Here is a 14,524-nt window from a genome sequence, read left to right as displayed (position 1 = left end):
TGCCGGCAGTCCAGCCGGCCGACACCCGTCAGCGCCCGGTCACTTAGTTGTTGGGGTCGAAGTCGCAACTATCGTCGTAGGGACCCCCGTATCCGCCGTTGCGCAAATTGGCGGTTATCTCGAAGTAGTTACCCTCCCACGAATTGTGGTAGCGCAGTTTGGAATACGCTACCGCCGCGCCGTAGTCCTTGAGGAAGAAGGCGGGCGCTCCGATCTTGTAGGTGGTCCACTGCTGAGCGTGGAACGCCTCGTGTCGCATGAGGTCCGGTCCACTGCTCTCGGCGATCGCGCGACCGTACTTGTCCTGGAGACACACGCGACTCCTGGCTTCGTATCGAAGCTTCTCTTTGAACTTGTCGCGACCCTTGAAGAAGAAATAGTCGCCTGTCGTCTGCGGCTGGTCGTCTAGCGGCGGCGTCTCGCCAAAACAGACCTTCTGCCACAGATCCTTGAAGCAGGACGAGCCATGTCTCGTCGCCCACCCCAACCCGGCGGCGTTGCTCAGGTTCCAGGTGTTCTCGGAGCGGACCACCGTCGAGGCCGACGGGACCCAGAACGGCACCTCGCTGGCCACCGGGCTGTACGACGAAGCGGACTCGTTGATGGCGACCACTCTGAACTCGTAGACGTCACGACTGTTGTCGGTGTACCAGGTAAATGCTGTGTCCGTGGTGTTGTAGACGGCCGTCCAGTCGCGCCGCTCCCACTTGTTACGGAGTTGGACCTGATAGTAAGGCACGCCGCAATCGGTCGTGACGGATCGTGACCACTTCAGATCCACCCGGGCATCGCCAGGGGTGGCATAGAACGACCGCGCCGGCCCTGGCGTCGGAGCCACTGGCTTGGCGCTGACGGTGTTGCTGAGTGGGCTCTCCCCGCTGATGTTGTCGGCCAGTATCCGGAACTGGTAGGTGTGCGTGTTGATGAGAATGTCCATCTTGATGGTGGACAAGCCGACGATGGGATAAATCCCGCGCGTCCAGTTCTGGCCGGACGTCGCGTCACGGTACTCGATCCAGTGATAGACGTTCTTCGTGGCACTCGGCGTCCAGCTCAGCGTGACGCTCCCGCAGCCGACCGACGTCACCTTGAGGCCAGAGGGCGCCTGCGGTATGGGCGGCATCGGTCGTACGCTCACCACATTGGACGGGCTGCTCTCGCCAGCGACGTTGCTGGCGCGGACACGGTATTCGTAGACATGCCCGTTGCTCAGGTAACCCATGGTGATGCTGGTCCCACCCGGGACCGGATACTCGGCCCGTCGCCAACTCTGACCCGCGGTGACGTCCCGGTACTCGATCAGGTAGTAGGCGTTGGGGAATGTGCTCGCACTCCAACTGAGGGTGGCCTCGCCGTCACCAGCCCTCGCAGTCAGATTCGAGGGAGGGCCGGGAAGCGGGGGTAAGGGCTTGGCCGAGACGGTGTTGGACGCCGGGCTCTGTCCGCCCGCATTCGACGCCGTCACCCTGAAGTCGTACCAGTGCCCGTTCTCCAGGAACTGCATCGTGATCGAGTTGCCGTCGATCGGCAACGGGGTTCGCTGCCACGACTGCCCAGCGGTGGTGTCCCGGAAGTAGACGAAGTATTGGGCGTTGGGGGTCGCGGACCGGGACCAGGACAGGGTGACCTTGCCATCGCCCGCCTGGGCCGAGAGGTTCGACGGCGGCGACGGCAGACTGTAGTAGGCGGTGGCCTGGACCGACGACGACTTCGACCCCTCGCCGGCAACGTTCATCGCGGCGACCCGGTACTCGTAGACATGCCCGTGGAGGAGATACTCCATCGTGATCGAGGTCTCGCTGCTGAGGTATTCGAGCCGGGTGAAGGTGCTCTGACCTGCGGTGACGTCTCGCCAGTAGATGGCGGAGTACGCGCCGGCCACGGGGGTGTCCCAGTTCAGTTCGATCTTTCCTTCGCCCATCGCGGCGGCACGGAGGTTGGTCGGAGCGCCCGGGAGGGCGTACGACGAGGTCGCGCTCGCGGCCGTACTGCTCGGTCCCTCGCCGGCCGCGTTCGTGGCCGCGACCTTGAACTCGTAGCGATGCCCGTGGGTCAGGTACTGGGCGGTGGCCGCGGTGCCCTCCGTGACCGGGTAGGGCCACGCCTTGAACGCGGACTCGCCCGCCGTCACGTCGCGTTGGTAGACGCGGTACCACACGTTGGTGCTGACCGCCTGCCAGGAGAGTTGAATGGTCCCGTCGGACTTCGCCACGGCGGACAGGCTCGCTGGCGCGGCCGGCAGTGCCGGCGCGGGAGTCACCGCCGCGACGTTGCTCGCCGGTCCCTCGCCGGCGCCGTTCGTCGCGGAGATCTTGAACTCGTACTGGTGTCCATTGGCGAGATAGAGCGCCTTCGCGGTGGTGCCCTCGGTCACCGGGTACGGCCACGGCGTGAAAGCCGTCTCGCCAGCGGTCACGTCGCGTTGGTAGATGCGGTACCACACGTTCGGGCCGGGAGCCTGCCAGCTGAGAGTCGCCTGACCGTCACCGCGGGTGGCCGTCAGGGCCGTCGGCGCACCGGGTAGGGGGAACGTGGCGGTCGCGCGGGCGGCGTTGGAATGGGCCGACTCCCCGCCCTGGTTGGTGGCGGCCACCTTGAATTCGTACTCGTGACCGTGCAGCAGGTAGGTGGCTGTCGCGGTGGTCATGTCCACGACCGGCAACGGCCAGGCCGTGAAGGTGGTCTCCCCCGCGGTGATGTCCCGTTGGTAGACCCGATGCCACACCCTGCCCGGCGGCGCGGTCCAGGACAGTGCCACGTCCCCGTTCGGTCGTGCTGTCGCCACAAGGCCGGTGGGCGCTGCCGGCACCGCGTAGCTGGCTGTGGCCCGAGCCGTCGACGACCACGGTCCCTCCCCGCCACCGCCGACGGATCGTACGCGGAACTCGTATTCGGCTTGGTGGTCGAGCAGGCTGACAGTGAGAGTGGTGGCGGATCCGTCAGGGTGCGCGAGTGGCAGCCACTCGGTCTTACCCGCGGTGATGTCCAGGCGTTCGACCTGGTAGTACCAGGCCCGCTCGGCCGGCTGCCAGTTCAGCACGATGTCGCCCGATGTCTTCGCGGTGGCGACCAGGCCGGTGGGCGCGGGAGGGGGCTCCACGCGAACCGTCGCCGACGCCGTGTTCGAGGCCTGCCCTTCGCCAACCTCGTTCTCGGCGGTGATCTTGTACTCGTAGAGATGACTGTCTCGCAGCAGGGTGAGGTCGATGCTGGTCGCACCTGTCGAGGCAGGAAGTCGGACCCACTGGATCTGTCCGACGGTCGTGTCCCGCTGGTAGATCCAGTACTTGAGCCCTTGGCCGGTCGGCCCCTGCCAGGCGAGGTGGACGCCCCCCACCGCGTCCGCGGTCGCGGTGAGGTTGGTGGGCGCCGCCGGTAGCCGCGTCGGGTCTGGGACCGCTCGGGGCCAGTCGATCTCGATGAATCGCGGCCGGTAGATGGAGACGTCGGCGATGGAATCTTCCGTGTTGAGGGCGTTGACGTTATACGACAGAAGCAGCTTGCCGGGTCGCGCCAGAGCCTGGTGTATCGACGTGTCGTAGACGATGGTGGGAGGTGTATTTCCCGCCTCCGGCGCCCGCGCCAACTCTGTCGGCCCACTGAAGGGCCCGGTAGGCGAGTCCGCGAAGTAGGCGACGATCACGTTGTTGAAGACCAGGTGGGTGTCCACCGTCGTCATGACGTAACGCCCGTCCAGCTTGCTGACCGTGAACGCCGTGCCGACTCCACTGACGATTCGCGCCGAGGAGTTTTCGTCCGTGGACCAGGCAGAACCATTCCAGAACTGCCATTGCCCGGCCAATCCCCCGATCGGGACCCGCGCTGTGTGAGCAAACTTGAAATCCGCCGTGTGTTCCGATCCGTACACGTAGGTGTATCCGTTGTCGTTCACCAACGTCTGCCCCCAGGTGATCCGGGGGCTGTATGGCAGCTCTCGCACCTGGGTGACCGTGAGCGCCGGAAGGCTCAGCGTGACGAGCGCGTTTCCAGTCGGCGCGACGTCCAGGTTCCCGGGGCCGGTGGCCTCGTACCTGTTGACGAGAACTTCGAGGTTGTTGCCGGTGACAACCGCACCCGCGACCCAGCAACCGAGGCCGACGCTGTCGTCGCACATGAGAGACTTGGGAGCGCTCGACGTCCCGCCGTGCAGGGTAGTGGTGAGCGCGGATCCCTCCTGCACCACGAGCGTGTTGTGCACCATCGGAGAATTGACCGGGCGTGACCCGTCAGCATTTACCGAGCCGAGGAATGTGTCCGAGAAGAGCCATGCCAGTCTGCCGTCCGGCAGGAGGACCGAAAATGTCCGGTCACCGCCGGTCCAGTGCCCCCCAGCATTTCCGTACTGGGTGAACATGGCGTTCAGCGCTGCGGCCGACATACCCCCTGTGGGTAGAGAAGCCACTGCTTCCGCACGCGTGGGTATGGCAATTAATGTGCCGACCGCCAGGGACAGGGCAATCGCGCCATTGACGGTGCGTCGAAGTCCTTGTTGGAGCAGGGACAACGCAACCTCCTTTGTTGAGTGAGGCGTCGTCCCCTGCGGAAGGAGATCGAGGTGGCGCTGAAGTTAGCAGGTCTTGACACCTCCAGCGACCCCGCATTATTTATTGATCACGATTGCCCGAAAAGTTGCTATTATTTCCCAGGTCGACGCCAGGTCGGCGAGGTGGCGGATTACGCACGCCCCGATACCCCGACATCGGCGGCCCGGAATCGATCAAGCAGGAGATGCCGTGGGGACCCGCGAGCCGGGTCGGCCCGGCTTCCTGCCGGTCACGGGTGGGAGCGTCCAGATGCCGCGACAGAGCAACGCCGGCCACGCGGTGCTGACGAGGGTTTGCGGGAGGTCACGGACCGCCGTCGGTCACGCCGGATCGGGCGGGTTTCCGTCGCGGGGCAGTCGGGCCACCATCTCGTGGAACTCCCGTACGGTCACCGCCTCGCGCAGGGTCGCGAAGACGGCGCCCGTGCCCAGCCGTGCCGTGGCCGCGTCCACTCCGGCACGCTGGCTCACCCGGCGCAGGAAGTCCACCGGACCGGCGTCCATGGGTGGCGGCGCGTCCGGCCCGCCGACGTCGAGGCCCACACCGGTGTCGAGCCCATCACCGCCGGTCGTGACGGCCGGGGCCGAGTCGGTCGGGTGGGCATCCGGTGCGAAGTCGTACAGGTAGCCGTCGACCTGGTCGGGCAGGTGCCCGGCGGGATCGGGCGCGGCACTGGTGACGCGTTCCGCCATCGTGGTGAGCACGGCGCGGGCGAGAGCGGCAGCCTGCCCGGTCGGTAGGCCTGAGCGCCGGGACACGGCGTCGATGAAGTGCGGAAACCCGTCGCCGCCCGTGCTGTCGGTCACGCCGGGGCGGTTACCCGCGCCCGACGGGAGCAAACAGCGCCGGGAGCGGGCCGCTAGGCCAGCAGACCCTCGGCCAGCAGGTGGTCGAAGATGATCTGGTCGACCGGTGAGGTGCGGTGTCGGTCCGCGTACCCGAGCCAGGCCATCTCGGCGATCTCGCTGGCCGGCCGCAACTGCCCCCGATAGCCCGCCCGATAGCAGGTCATCCGCACTGTGATGCCGGTCGTGTGGCCGTGCGCCTGAGCGGTGAAGGTGCCCAGGTGCACGGCACCTGGCACGTCGACCTCGACGCTCAACTCCTCGTCGATCTCCCGTCGCAGGGTCTCCAGGTCGGTTTCGCCCGGCTCGCGCTTTCCGCCTGGCAGGTACCAGACGTCCTTGCCCACCGACCGGGTGCTGAGCACCCGACCGTCCTCGACGAGGATCCAGGCCACCTTGTCGATCTCGCGCACGATGCTCCTTGCTGCCGCCGGGATCGGGGACGCTACCACCCGGCACCGCGCTCAGTCGGCGAGCAGGTCGAGCAGCAGCGCGGCGCTCCAACTGAACGCCGGTGAGCCCAGCCCGGCACCGGTATCCGGGTGGAAGTACTCGTGGCAGCCGGCCCTGGCGACCAGACCGATCATCGAGCCGCGCAGCCCGGCGGCCAACTCCGGGCGCCCGTGCCCGAGCAGCCCACGCCGGACCAGCCAGCCGATGTTGAGCCAGCTCGGCCCACGCCAGTAACGAAGCGGCTCGAAGTCGGGTGCGGTGCGGTCGTGGGTGGGCAGCGGCCGGTCCATCCGACGGGCCACTCCGAAGCGCGCCGACCGGGCCTCGACGACCAGCGCGTCGACATGCCGGGTCGGCAGGTCGGGCAGGATCAGCGGGGTCAGCCCGAGCACGGTACGGGCGCTCAGCAGACGGTTGGTGCGCAGGTCACGGGGCTGGAACGTGCCGGTGTCCGTGTCGTACAGCCGGCGTACCAATGCTTCGGTGATGCGGGCCGCGCGGGCCCGGTGCGGCCCGGGGTCGCCACCGACGAGCGCGGCGATCTCGGCGAGGGCGTGTTCGGCGGCCCCGAACGCCGCGTTGAACAGCGGGCACTCCACCAGGAACGGGTGCCCGCCGGCCAGGTCCCGGTCGGAGTACCAGTGGTCGCGGTAGGCGGCGACGATCGCCAGGTAACGCGCGTAGTCGAGGTCTGTGGGGCGGTGCGCGGCGTCGGCGTGCGTGGTGTCGTGCCGACGGTACGCCCGCATGACTGCCGCCTCGGCCGGCACCGCGGCCATCGGCTCGTCCCACGCCGGGCTGTTGTCCAACCCGGACTCCCACGGGTGCACGATGCAGACCAGTCCGTCACCGGCCACGTCCCGCCGGTCGGCCAGGTAGCGCTGTTGGGCGACCAGCGCGGGGTAGAGCACGCGCAGCGCGGCCAGGGCGGTGGGGTCGGGCGTCCGCCGGTACGCCAACAACGCGGCGAGCGCGTGCACCGGCGGCTGGACCAGGCCGGAGGTGGCGACCGTCGGTGCTCCCGGCACGTCGGCCGATCGCCACATCTCCGGCCCCGGGAAGTACGCGCCGACCGGCAGCGCCGGGTTGAACACGATGTGTGGCACCCGTCCGTCGGCCCACTGCGCCCCGAACAGGCTGGCCAGCTCCCGCCAGGCGCGGTCGGGACGGACCTGGGCCAACCCGATCGCGATGAACGCGGAGTCCCAGCTCCACTGGTGCGGGTAGAGCGTGCGTGAGGGCACCGTGTGGTCGTGCTCCCAGTTCGCGTCGAGCGTGTCGATCGCGAGCCGACGCAGCCCGGCCGCGTCGGCCGGGCCACCCGTGCCGGCCGCGTCGGCGCGCGTCGCCCCGGTGTCAGCGGGCAGGCCGACACCGGCGGTCGCGTCGACGCTCGTCGGCCCGGCGTCGGCGCTCACGCGGCAGCCCGCCGGGGCAGCGCGTGTCGCAGCACCGTGGCCGCCTGTTGCAGGGCCCGGACCGGGTCGCCGCGGAGCCGGCACTCCAGCGCCAGCCAGCCCCGGTAGTCCAGCTCCAGCAGGGTGCGCACCAGCGCCGGCCAGTCCAGGTGCCCGGCGCCGGGCTGGTACCGGTTGGAGTCGCTGACCTGGACGTGCCCGAGGTACGGCGCGGCGGCGCGCAGGGCGCGGTGCACGTCGTCCTCCTCGATGTTCATGTGGAAGGTGTCGGCGACCACCCGGACCGACGGCAACCCGAGCGCGGCGCAGAGCGCCACCGCCTCGTCGAGACGGTTGACCATGTGGTCCTCGTACCGGTTGAGGGGTTCCAGGAAAAGGGTGACCCCCTCGGCCCGGGCGTGTTCGCCCAGCTCGCCGAGGGCGTCGAGGAGCACCTGCCGGTCGCCGTCAGGCCGGCGGGGCGGATCGAACGGCGGGAGTCGTCGGGAGAACATCCCCCAGGCGGCCGGGGTCATCACCCCGACGCCACCCAGCTCGGCGATCACCGTGAGTTGGGAGCGCAGGTTGCGGACGGCATCGGCGGACCGGGCGGGGTCGAAGTCGCCGATGAAGTGGTCCATCTCGACGCAGACGGTGGGCATCACCACCCCGGCGGCGCGGGCCCGGCGCAGCTCGGGCAACCGGCGGGCGAACGCCAGGTCGCCGCGGCCGCGTAGCTCGATGCCCTGGTAGCCGAGGGCGGCCGCGAGGGCGTACTTCTGGATCAGGTTGGTGCCCGGCAGGAGTTGTTCCTGACAGGCCAGCGCGATGGTGGTCATGAGAACCTCAGCACGACTTGGAGGACGTCACCGGCGCCGCGATCGAGCAGCGCGAGGGCGTCGGCGACCGCGCTGGCGTCGACGATGTGGCTGACCAGCGGCAGCGGGTCGACGCTGCGGTCGGCCACCAGGTCCATGAAGGTCTGCGCGACCCGGTCTCCGGTCCACCGGCCGGCCATGCTCGGCGCGGGGGTGGGCCCGGAGACCTGGGCGGCCACCAACTGGATGCGGTTGTGGTGGAACTCCTCGCCGAGGCCGAGCGCGTCGGCCTGGCCCTGGTAGAAGCCGGCGGCCACGACCCGGCCGGCGTGGGTGGTGGAGCGGATCGCCTCGTGCAGCGCCGGGTACGCGCCGGACAACTCCAGGCAGACGTCGGCCCCCCGGCCGGCGGTGGCCTGGCGCAGCACGGCGGCGGCGGAGGTGACAGTGGCGTCCACAGTCGAGTGTGCACCGTACCGGGCGGCGTACTCCAACCGGTCGGGTACCGGATCGACGGCCACCACCCGGGCCCCGGAGAGCACGGCGAGCCGGGTGGCGAGCAGCCCGATGACGCCCTGGCCGAAGACGCCCACCCAGTCGCCGAGGTGCAGGTCACCGGCGAGCACGGCGGTCAGCGCGATGGCGCCGGGGCGGGCGAAGACCGCGGCGAGCGGATCCAGCCCGGCGGGGAGCACGCGGACCGCGTCGGCGGCGAGCACGGCCTCGGCCCGGTGCCCCCAGATGCCCCAGACGAGCTGCCCCGGGTGTCGGTCGGTGACGTCCGGCGCGACCTCGACGACTTCGCCGACCTCTTCGTAGCCGAAGCCGATCAACGGGTAGGGAACCGGGGTCTGTCGGGGGACGAACATCCGGGCGGCGTCGTCCCAGTCCTTGCTGAGCCGGGGATTGCTGCCCCGGTAAAGGGTCAGCTCGGTGCCGGCGGAGATGCCCGAGTAGCAGGTGCGGACTCGGACCTGGCCGGGGCCGAGCGGATCCGGCGGGCAGGGCTCAAGGCTGATGCGTCGAGGCCCGGCGAGAGAGACCACCCAGTTGCCCATGTGTCACATCCCGGTAGCACTGGGCTCCAGGATAGCAAAAAATCGCCATATGTCTTGCTATTGATCAATCGAAGGTGTTGGATCCTTCATGTACCCTTCGAGAGGAGTGCCACCGATGTCAGCACCTCCGAGGCGGATACTCGCCACCACAGTGATCCTGGCACTGACCGCGTCCACCCTGCTGGCCTGCGGCGACGACGCATCCGACAGCAACAGCAAGAAGATCACCGTCTGGAGCCTGGAGGACGTAGCCGACCGGGTCACCGCCACCAAGGCGATCATCGCCGACTTCACCGCCAAGACCGGGATCCAGGTCGATCTCGTGACCGTCAACGAGGACCAGTTCCCCTCCTTGATCGCCGCAAACGCCGCCGCCGGCGACCTGCCCGACGTGGTCGGGTCGGTCTCGCTCGCCGGCATCCGTACGCTCGCCGGCAACGAGCTGCTGCACGCCTCGGCGAACGCGGAGGTCGTCGACAAGCTGGGCAGGCAGACGTTCTCCCCCCGAGCGCTGGAGCTCACCTCCGACGACGGCACACAGCTCTCCGTGCCCAGCGACGGCTGGGGGCAGCTGCTCGTCTACCGCAAGGACCTGTTCGCCGCGGCCGGCCTGCCCGCCCCCGACACGTACGAGCGGATCACCACCGCCGCGGCAAGACTGAACACCGGCGGCGTCGCCGGCATCACCGCGGCGACCGCCCCCAGTGACGTGTTCACCCAACAGACCTTCGAGCACCTGGCGTTGGCCAACGGCTGCCAGCTCACCGACGACTCGGGAAAGGTGACACTGGATTCGCCCCAGTGCGTCGAGGCGTTCCGCTTCTACGGTGACCTGATCCGCACCAGCTCGGTGAAGGGCGCACAGGACGTGGACACCACCCGGGCCACCTACTTCGCGGGCAAGGCCGCGATGGTGATCTGGTCACCGTTCATCCTCGACGAGCTGGCCGGGCTGCGCAACGACGCCAAGCCGACCTGCCCGCAGTGCCAGGCGGACCCGGCGTTCCTCGCGAAGAACAGCGGGTTCGTCACCGCGATCAAGGGCCCGAACGGCACCGAACCAGCCCAGTACGGGGAGATCAGCTCGTGGGCGGTCCTCGACGGCGCGGTGACCGACCCGGCGAAGTCCTTCGTGGAGTACATGCTCGGTGACGGCTACCCGCGCTGGTTCGGCATGTCGCCGGAGGGCCGCTTCCCGGTGCGCAAGGGCACCCCCGCCGAGCCGGAGGCGTACCTGACCGCCTGGAACACCAGCCAGGCCGGCGTGGACGCGAAGAAGCCCCTCACCGACGTGTACGGCGACGAGGTGCTGGCCACGCTGCGCCGCAGCCCGGACACCTTCGGGCGCTGGGGCCTCAGCCAGGGGCAGGGCAAACTCGTCGGCGCCATGCTCGGCGAGTTGCCGGTGCCCAAGGTGCTGGGCGACCTCGTCTCCGGCAAGTCCGACGCGGCGGCCACCGCCAAGCGCGCCACGAAGGACGTGGACGCCATCAAGGCGGGCGTCAATTGACCACCACCGCGCCCGGCCCCGGCCGCTCCCCCACCAGGGAGCAGCCGGCGCCACCCGGGCGCCGACCGCTGACCCTGCGCCGCCGCGAATCCCGGGCCGGGCTCGCGCTGGTCGCACCGACCCTGCTCGTCACCATCGCGGTCATCGGCATTCCGATCGTGTGGACAGTGGTGCTCGCCTTCCAGCGGGTCCGGCTGGCCACGCTGCGCAAGACCGGCCTGTTCGGCGAGTTCACCATGGACAACATCGACCGGGTGCTGCACACCCCCGGCTTCGCCGAGACGCTGTGGGTCACCCTGATCTACAGCATCGGCGGCACCGTCGGGTCGATACTGCTCGGCCTGGTGGCCGCACTGGTCGTCCGCCGCCCGTTCCGGGGCCGCACCCTGGTCCGGGCGTCCATGCTGCTGCCGTACGTGGCACCGGTGGTCGCCGTCACGTTCGTCTGGCAGGTGATGCTCGACCCGCAGCTCGGCATCGTCAACGCGTGGGGTCAACGCCTGCTCGGCTGGGACGCCCCGGTGCCGTTCCTCACCCAGGAGTCGACCGCGCTGGCCACCGTGATCGTCTTCGAGGCGTGGCGGTACTTCCCGTTCGCGTTCCTGTTCCTGCTGGCCCGACTCCAGGCGGTGCCCGGCGAGTTGGAGGAGGCCGCCCGTGTCGACGGCGCCACCCCCACCCAACGGTTCCGGCACATCCTGCTTCCGCAACTGCTGCCGGTGATCGCCCTGCTGGGCGTGCTGCGCTTCATCATGACGTTCAACAAGTTCGACGACGTCTACCTGCTCACCGGCGGTGCGGCCGGCACCGAGGTGGTCAGCGTCCGGGTGTACGAGTTCCTGACCGCCCGTACCGACATCGGAGCCGCGGCCGCGCAGGCGGTCGTGCTGGCCGTTGTGCTCATCGTGTTCGTGCTGATCTATCTGCGCTTCTTCGGACGGAGGGTGGGCTGATGGACCGGGACGTGGTCGAGACGGTGAGCCTGCGTTGGCTGCGCCGCCTGGTGATAGCCGTGTTCCTGGTGATCACGGCCTTCCCCTTCTACTACATGCTGGTGCTCTCGGTGCGCCCCATCGAGCGGCTGCTGCTCGACCCCGGGGCGCTGGTGGTCGGCTTCGGTGAGCTGACCGTGGCCACGTACGCCGAGGTGCTCAAGGCCACCGACGACGGCGGCCAGGGTTTCCTCACCTTCATCCGCAACAGCGGGCTGGTCGCCGTCGCGGCGACCGTGCTCACTCTCCTGGTGGCGATCCCCGGCGCGTACGCGGTGGCCCGGCTGCGGTTCTTCGGCCGGCGGCAGGTGGACTTCCTCTTCCTGGCGGTCTACCTGTTTCCGTCGATCGTCATCGCGATCCCGTTGTTCGTGGTCTTCACCCGGGCCGGGCTGCGCGGCTCGCTGTTCGGTCTGGTGCTGGTCTACATCTCGCAGACGTTGCCGGTGTCGGTCTACATGCTGAAGAACTACTTCGAGACCATCCCGGTCAGCCTGGAGGAGTCCGCCGCCATCGACGGCGCCGGCCGGCTCGGCATCATCCGCCGTGTCAGCCTGCCCCTGGCGATGCCATCGATCATGGCGGTCGCGCTCTACGACTTCATGATCGCCTGGAACGAGTTCCTCTTCGCCCTGCTGTTCCTGGTCGACAAACCCGACAGGTGGACGGTGTCGCTCGGGTTGTCCCTGCTCGCCGACGGGGTGGAGGTCCCCAAGACGGTGTTGATGGCCGGGTCGGTCGTGCTCACCCTGCCCATCGTGATCCTCTTCTTCGCCAGCGAACGGCTGCTCACCGAGGGCCTGACCAGCGGCGCGGAGAAGGGATGATGGTCTCGTCCGGGTCGCACGCCCGGCCCCCGCCGGCCCGGATACGGTGGCCTCATGGCCAACCCGACCCGCTGGGCGACCGACACCGGTCCCGAGCACTCACAGTGGTACATCGACCGGTTCCGCAAGCTCATGGCCGAGGGCGCGGACCTGGCCGGCGAGGCCCGACTGGTGGACGCCCTCGTCGCCCCCGGCTCCCGCATTCTCGACGCCGGCAGCGGCACCGGCCGCGTCGGTGCCGCGCTGGCCGAGCGGGGCCACACGGTGGTCGGGGTGGACGCCGACCCCGCGCTGGTGGAGGCCGCCCGCGCCGACTATCCCGGCCCGACGTGGCTCGTCGCCGACCTCGCCGAGCTGGATCTACCGGCGCTGGGTGAGGCCGAGCCGTTCGACGCGGCGGTGCTGGCCGGCAACGTGCTCGCCTTCGTCGCCGTCGGCACCGAACCGCAGGTGCTGCGCCGGGTGGCCCAGCACCTGCGACCCGATGGTGTGCTGACAGTGGGCTTCGGCACGGAGCGCGGCTACCCGCTGACCGCGTTCGACGCCGACGCGGTGGCCGCCGGGCTGCGCGTGGAGCAGCGCTTCGCCACCTGGGACCTGCGCCCGTGGCGCGACGACGCCCCGTTCGCGGTCACCGTCCTACGCCGCCCAGCCGACTGAGCGCCGGTGGCGGCGGGTTTCGGGCGGGGGTCAGTCCGGGGCGGCGACGGCGCGGGCGGCGACCGGGTCGAGGGTGGCGCCGGCGGGTACCAGGCTGACCAGCCCGGACGGTAACCGCACCGGCCGCACGTCGCGGTAGCCGAGCATCGGGAGCACCTCCCGGTCGGCCAGCACGTACCGTCGGCCCAGGTCGGTGACCACGGAGATCGCGCCGCCGGTCGCGCCGGGCGCCGCGGCGGCCTCGACCACCGCGCCGCGGCCCGGCTCCACCACCACGTGGTCGGCCAGCACCGCGCCGCCGGTCCGCGCCGTACGGGGCACGGCCGTCAGGTCCCGCAGCGGTACGCCCCACCGCACCTCACCAACCCCGCCGTCGTCACCGATGCGTGTGCAGAGCGCCCCGCCCTCGCCGGCCGCGAGCCGGGGCGGGGTCGGTGGCGGGGCGTTCGGCCCGGTCGGCGCGAGATCAGGCACCGTGGGCAGCGCGGCGAACCGACCCAACGTCATCGGCACCGGCTCGACCTGCCCGGTGCGGGCCAGCAGCAACCCCGCCTGCAACTCGGTGATGCCGGCCAGGCCGGCGTCGAGCGCCACCGCGTACTGCCGACCGCCGCCGGAGTTGCTCACCAGGTAGACTGTGCCGATCGCGGCACCCGGCACCCGGGTGGCGGGCCGACCCAACGCGGGCAGATCGAGTGGGGCGAGGTCGGTGCCGGCGGGCAGCGAGTTGAGCAGTGCCGGCGCGACCCCGACCGCCTGGGCTCGGGTGGTGGCGAGCGCCGCCAGCACCCGGCTCGGATCACGGACGAGGTAGCGGCGCTGATGCCAGACGAGGTGCAGCCCGCCGTCGGGGTGGCGCAGGAGCAGCGCGTCGTCGCCCAACGGCCGACCGCCGTCGGGCTCGGTGCCGATCAGCAACGCGGAGCGGGGCGCCTCGACGCCCGTGCCGGCCGGGACGGTCGAGCAGACCGTCCATGCCGTGGCGGCCAGCCGGCTCGGGGCGGGCAGCGAGTCGGGTGCGTCGGCGATGCCCAACGGCAGCCCGCGCGGCACTCCGTCGATCGTGCGTCGGGACACCAGGACGGTCTTCGAGCGGTCCGCACCGACGATGAGCAGCGCCGAGGCGTAGTTGAGCACCGGGTGCAGCTTCTGCTCCCGGTAGACGAAGCGGGCACCGGACTCCTTCTCCACGATCACCGCGCCCGGATCCCGCCAACCCTTGCCGCCGCCGGCGAACAGACCGTAGAGGGCGAAGCCACCGAGCCCGATCGCCGCCACCAGGACGCTGGCCAGGCCGGCGCCGGCCAGCCGCCGAAACGGCGACTGCGCGGGGTCGGTCTCCCGCATGACCAGGGCGGCGACCGCCCGCTGGACGCTGAACTGGTAGGAGTGCAGCTGGTCCTGCCGCGACGGCATGAGT

11 protein-coding genes are annotated in these 14,524 nt (G+C 69.9%); 4 read left to right on the top strand and 7 right to left on the bottom strand.

The annotated features are described in order from the left end of the window. Nucleotides 1-43 precede the first annotated feature (43 nt). The 6 genes from AB0B68_RS26210 to AB0B68_RS26185 form a co-directional block, all read right to left on the bottom strand. Nucleotides 44-4,504 carry a fibronectin type III domain-containing protein gene (locus AB0B68_RS26210; protein WP_357263344.1) on the bottom strand — a complete coding sequence of 1,487 codons (4,461 nt, stop codon included), beginning with the start codon at nucleotides 4,502-4,504 and terminating at the stop codon, nucleotides 44-46. Nucleotides 4,505-4,864: 360 nt separating this feature from the next. Continuing rightward, a complete protein-coding gene (locus tag AB0B68_RS26205) occupies nucleotides 4,865-5,350 on the bottom strand; it encodes a DUF2267 domain-containing protein (protein WP_357204591.1) in 486 nt (161 codons plus the stop codon). Nucleotides 5,351-5,403: 53 nt separating this feature from the next. Next, nucleotides 5,404-5,802 carry an NUDIX domain-containing protein gene (locus AB0B68_RS26200; RefSeq protein ID WP_350860946.1) on the bottom strand — a complete coding sequence of 133 codons (399 nt, stop codon included), beginning with the start codon at nucleotides 5,800-5,802 and terminating at the stop codon, nucleotides 5,404-5,406. A gap of 51 nt (nucleotides 5,803-5,853) precedes the next feature. Next, complete coding sequence (locus tag AB0B68_RS26195; protein WP_357204595.1) at nucleotides 5,854-7,140, bottom strand: hypothetical protein; 1,287 nt, start codon at nucleotides 7,138-7,140, stop codon at nucleotides 5,854-5,856. Between the two features lie 116 nt (nucleotides 7,141-7,256). Then, nucleotides 7,257-8,078, bottom strand: coding sequence for a sugar phosphate isomerase/epimerase family protein (locus AB0B68_RS26190; RefSeq protein WP_357231060.1), 822 nt, complete (start codon nucleotides 8,076-8,078; stop codon nucleotides 7,257-7,259). Then, nucleotides 8,075-9,115, bottom strand: coding sequence for a zinc-binding alcohol dehydrogenase (locus tag AB0B68_RS26185; RefSeq protein WP_357263341.1), 1,041 nt, complete (start codon nucleotides 9,113-9,115; stop codon nucleotides 8,075-8,077). The genes AB0B68_RS26190 and AB0B68_RS26185 overlap by 4 nt, the downstream gene beginning before the upstream one ends. Before the next feature lie 115 nt (nucleotides 9,116-9,230). On the opposite strand from AB0B68_RS26185, the gene AB0B68_RS26180 reads away from it, so the two are divergent. The 4 genes from AB0B68_RS26180 to AB0B68_RS26165 are packed head-to-tail and all read left to right on the top strand — an operon-like array spanning nucleotide 9,231 to nucleotide 13,104. Beyond that, on the top strand, nucleotides 9,231-10,625 hold the full coding sequence (locus AB0B68_RS26180; RefSeq protein WP_357263337.1) for an extracellular solute-binding protein: 1,395 nt from the start codon (nucleotides 9,231-9,233) through the stop codon (nucleotides 10,623-10,625). Further along, the gene (locus tag AB0B68_RS26175) at nucleotides 10,622-11,578 is read left to right on the top strand and encodes a sugar ABC transporter permease (RefSeq protein ID WP_357263334.1); all 957 of its coding nucleotides are present in this window, start codon (nucleotides 10,622-10,624) and stop codon (nucleotides 11,576-11,578) included. Before AB0B68_RS26180 ends, AB0B68_RS26175 begins: the two co-directional genes overlap by 4 nt. Further along, nucleotides 11,578-12,444 carry a carbohydrate ABC transporter permease gene (locus AB0B68_RS26170; RefSeq protein ID WP_357204581.1) on the top strand — a complete coding sequence of 289 codons (867 nt, stop codon included), beginning with the start codon at nucleotides 11,578-11,580 and terminating at the stop codon, nucleotides 12,442-12,444. The genes AB0B68_RS26175 and AB0B68_RS26170 overlap by 1 nt, the downstream gene beginning before the upstream one ends. A 54-nt stretch (nucleotides 12,445-12,498) precedes the next feature. Continuing rightward, entirely contained in the window at nucleotides 12,499-13,104 is a 606-nt protein-coding gene (locus tag AB0B68_RS26165; protein WP_357263330.1) for a class I SAM-dependent methyltransferase, read from the top strand. Nucleotides 13,105-13,134: 30 nt separating this feature from the next. On the opposite strand, the gene eccB is transcribed toward AB0B68_RS26165, so the two are convergent. Next, on the bottom strand, nucleotides 13,135-14,520 hold the full coding sequence (gene eccB, locus AB0B68_RS26160; RefSeq protein WP_357263327.1) for a type VII secretion protein EccB: 1,386 nt from the start codon (nucleotides 14,518-14,520) through the stop codon (nucleotides 13,135-13,137). Nucleotides 14,521-14,524 lie beyond the last annotated feature (4 nt).

The organism is Micromonospora sp. NPDC049049 (assembly GCF_040649115.1).
Classification (GTDB): domain Bacteria; phylum Actinomycetota; class Actinomycetes; order Mycobacteriales; family Micromonosporaceae; genus Micromonospora.
Note: the sequence above shows the minus strand (reverse complement) of the source record. Positions and strands in the feature narration are given on the sequence as shown.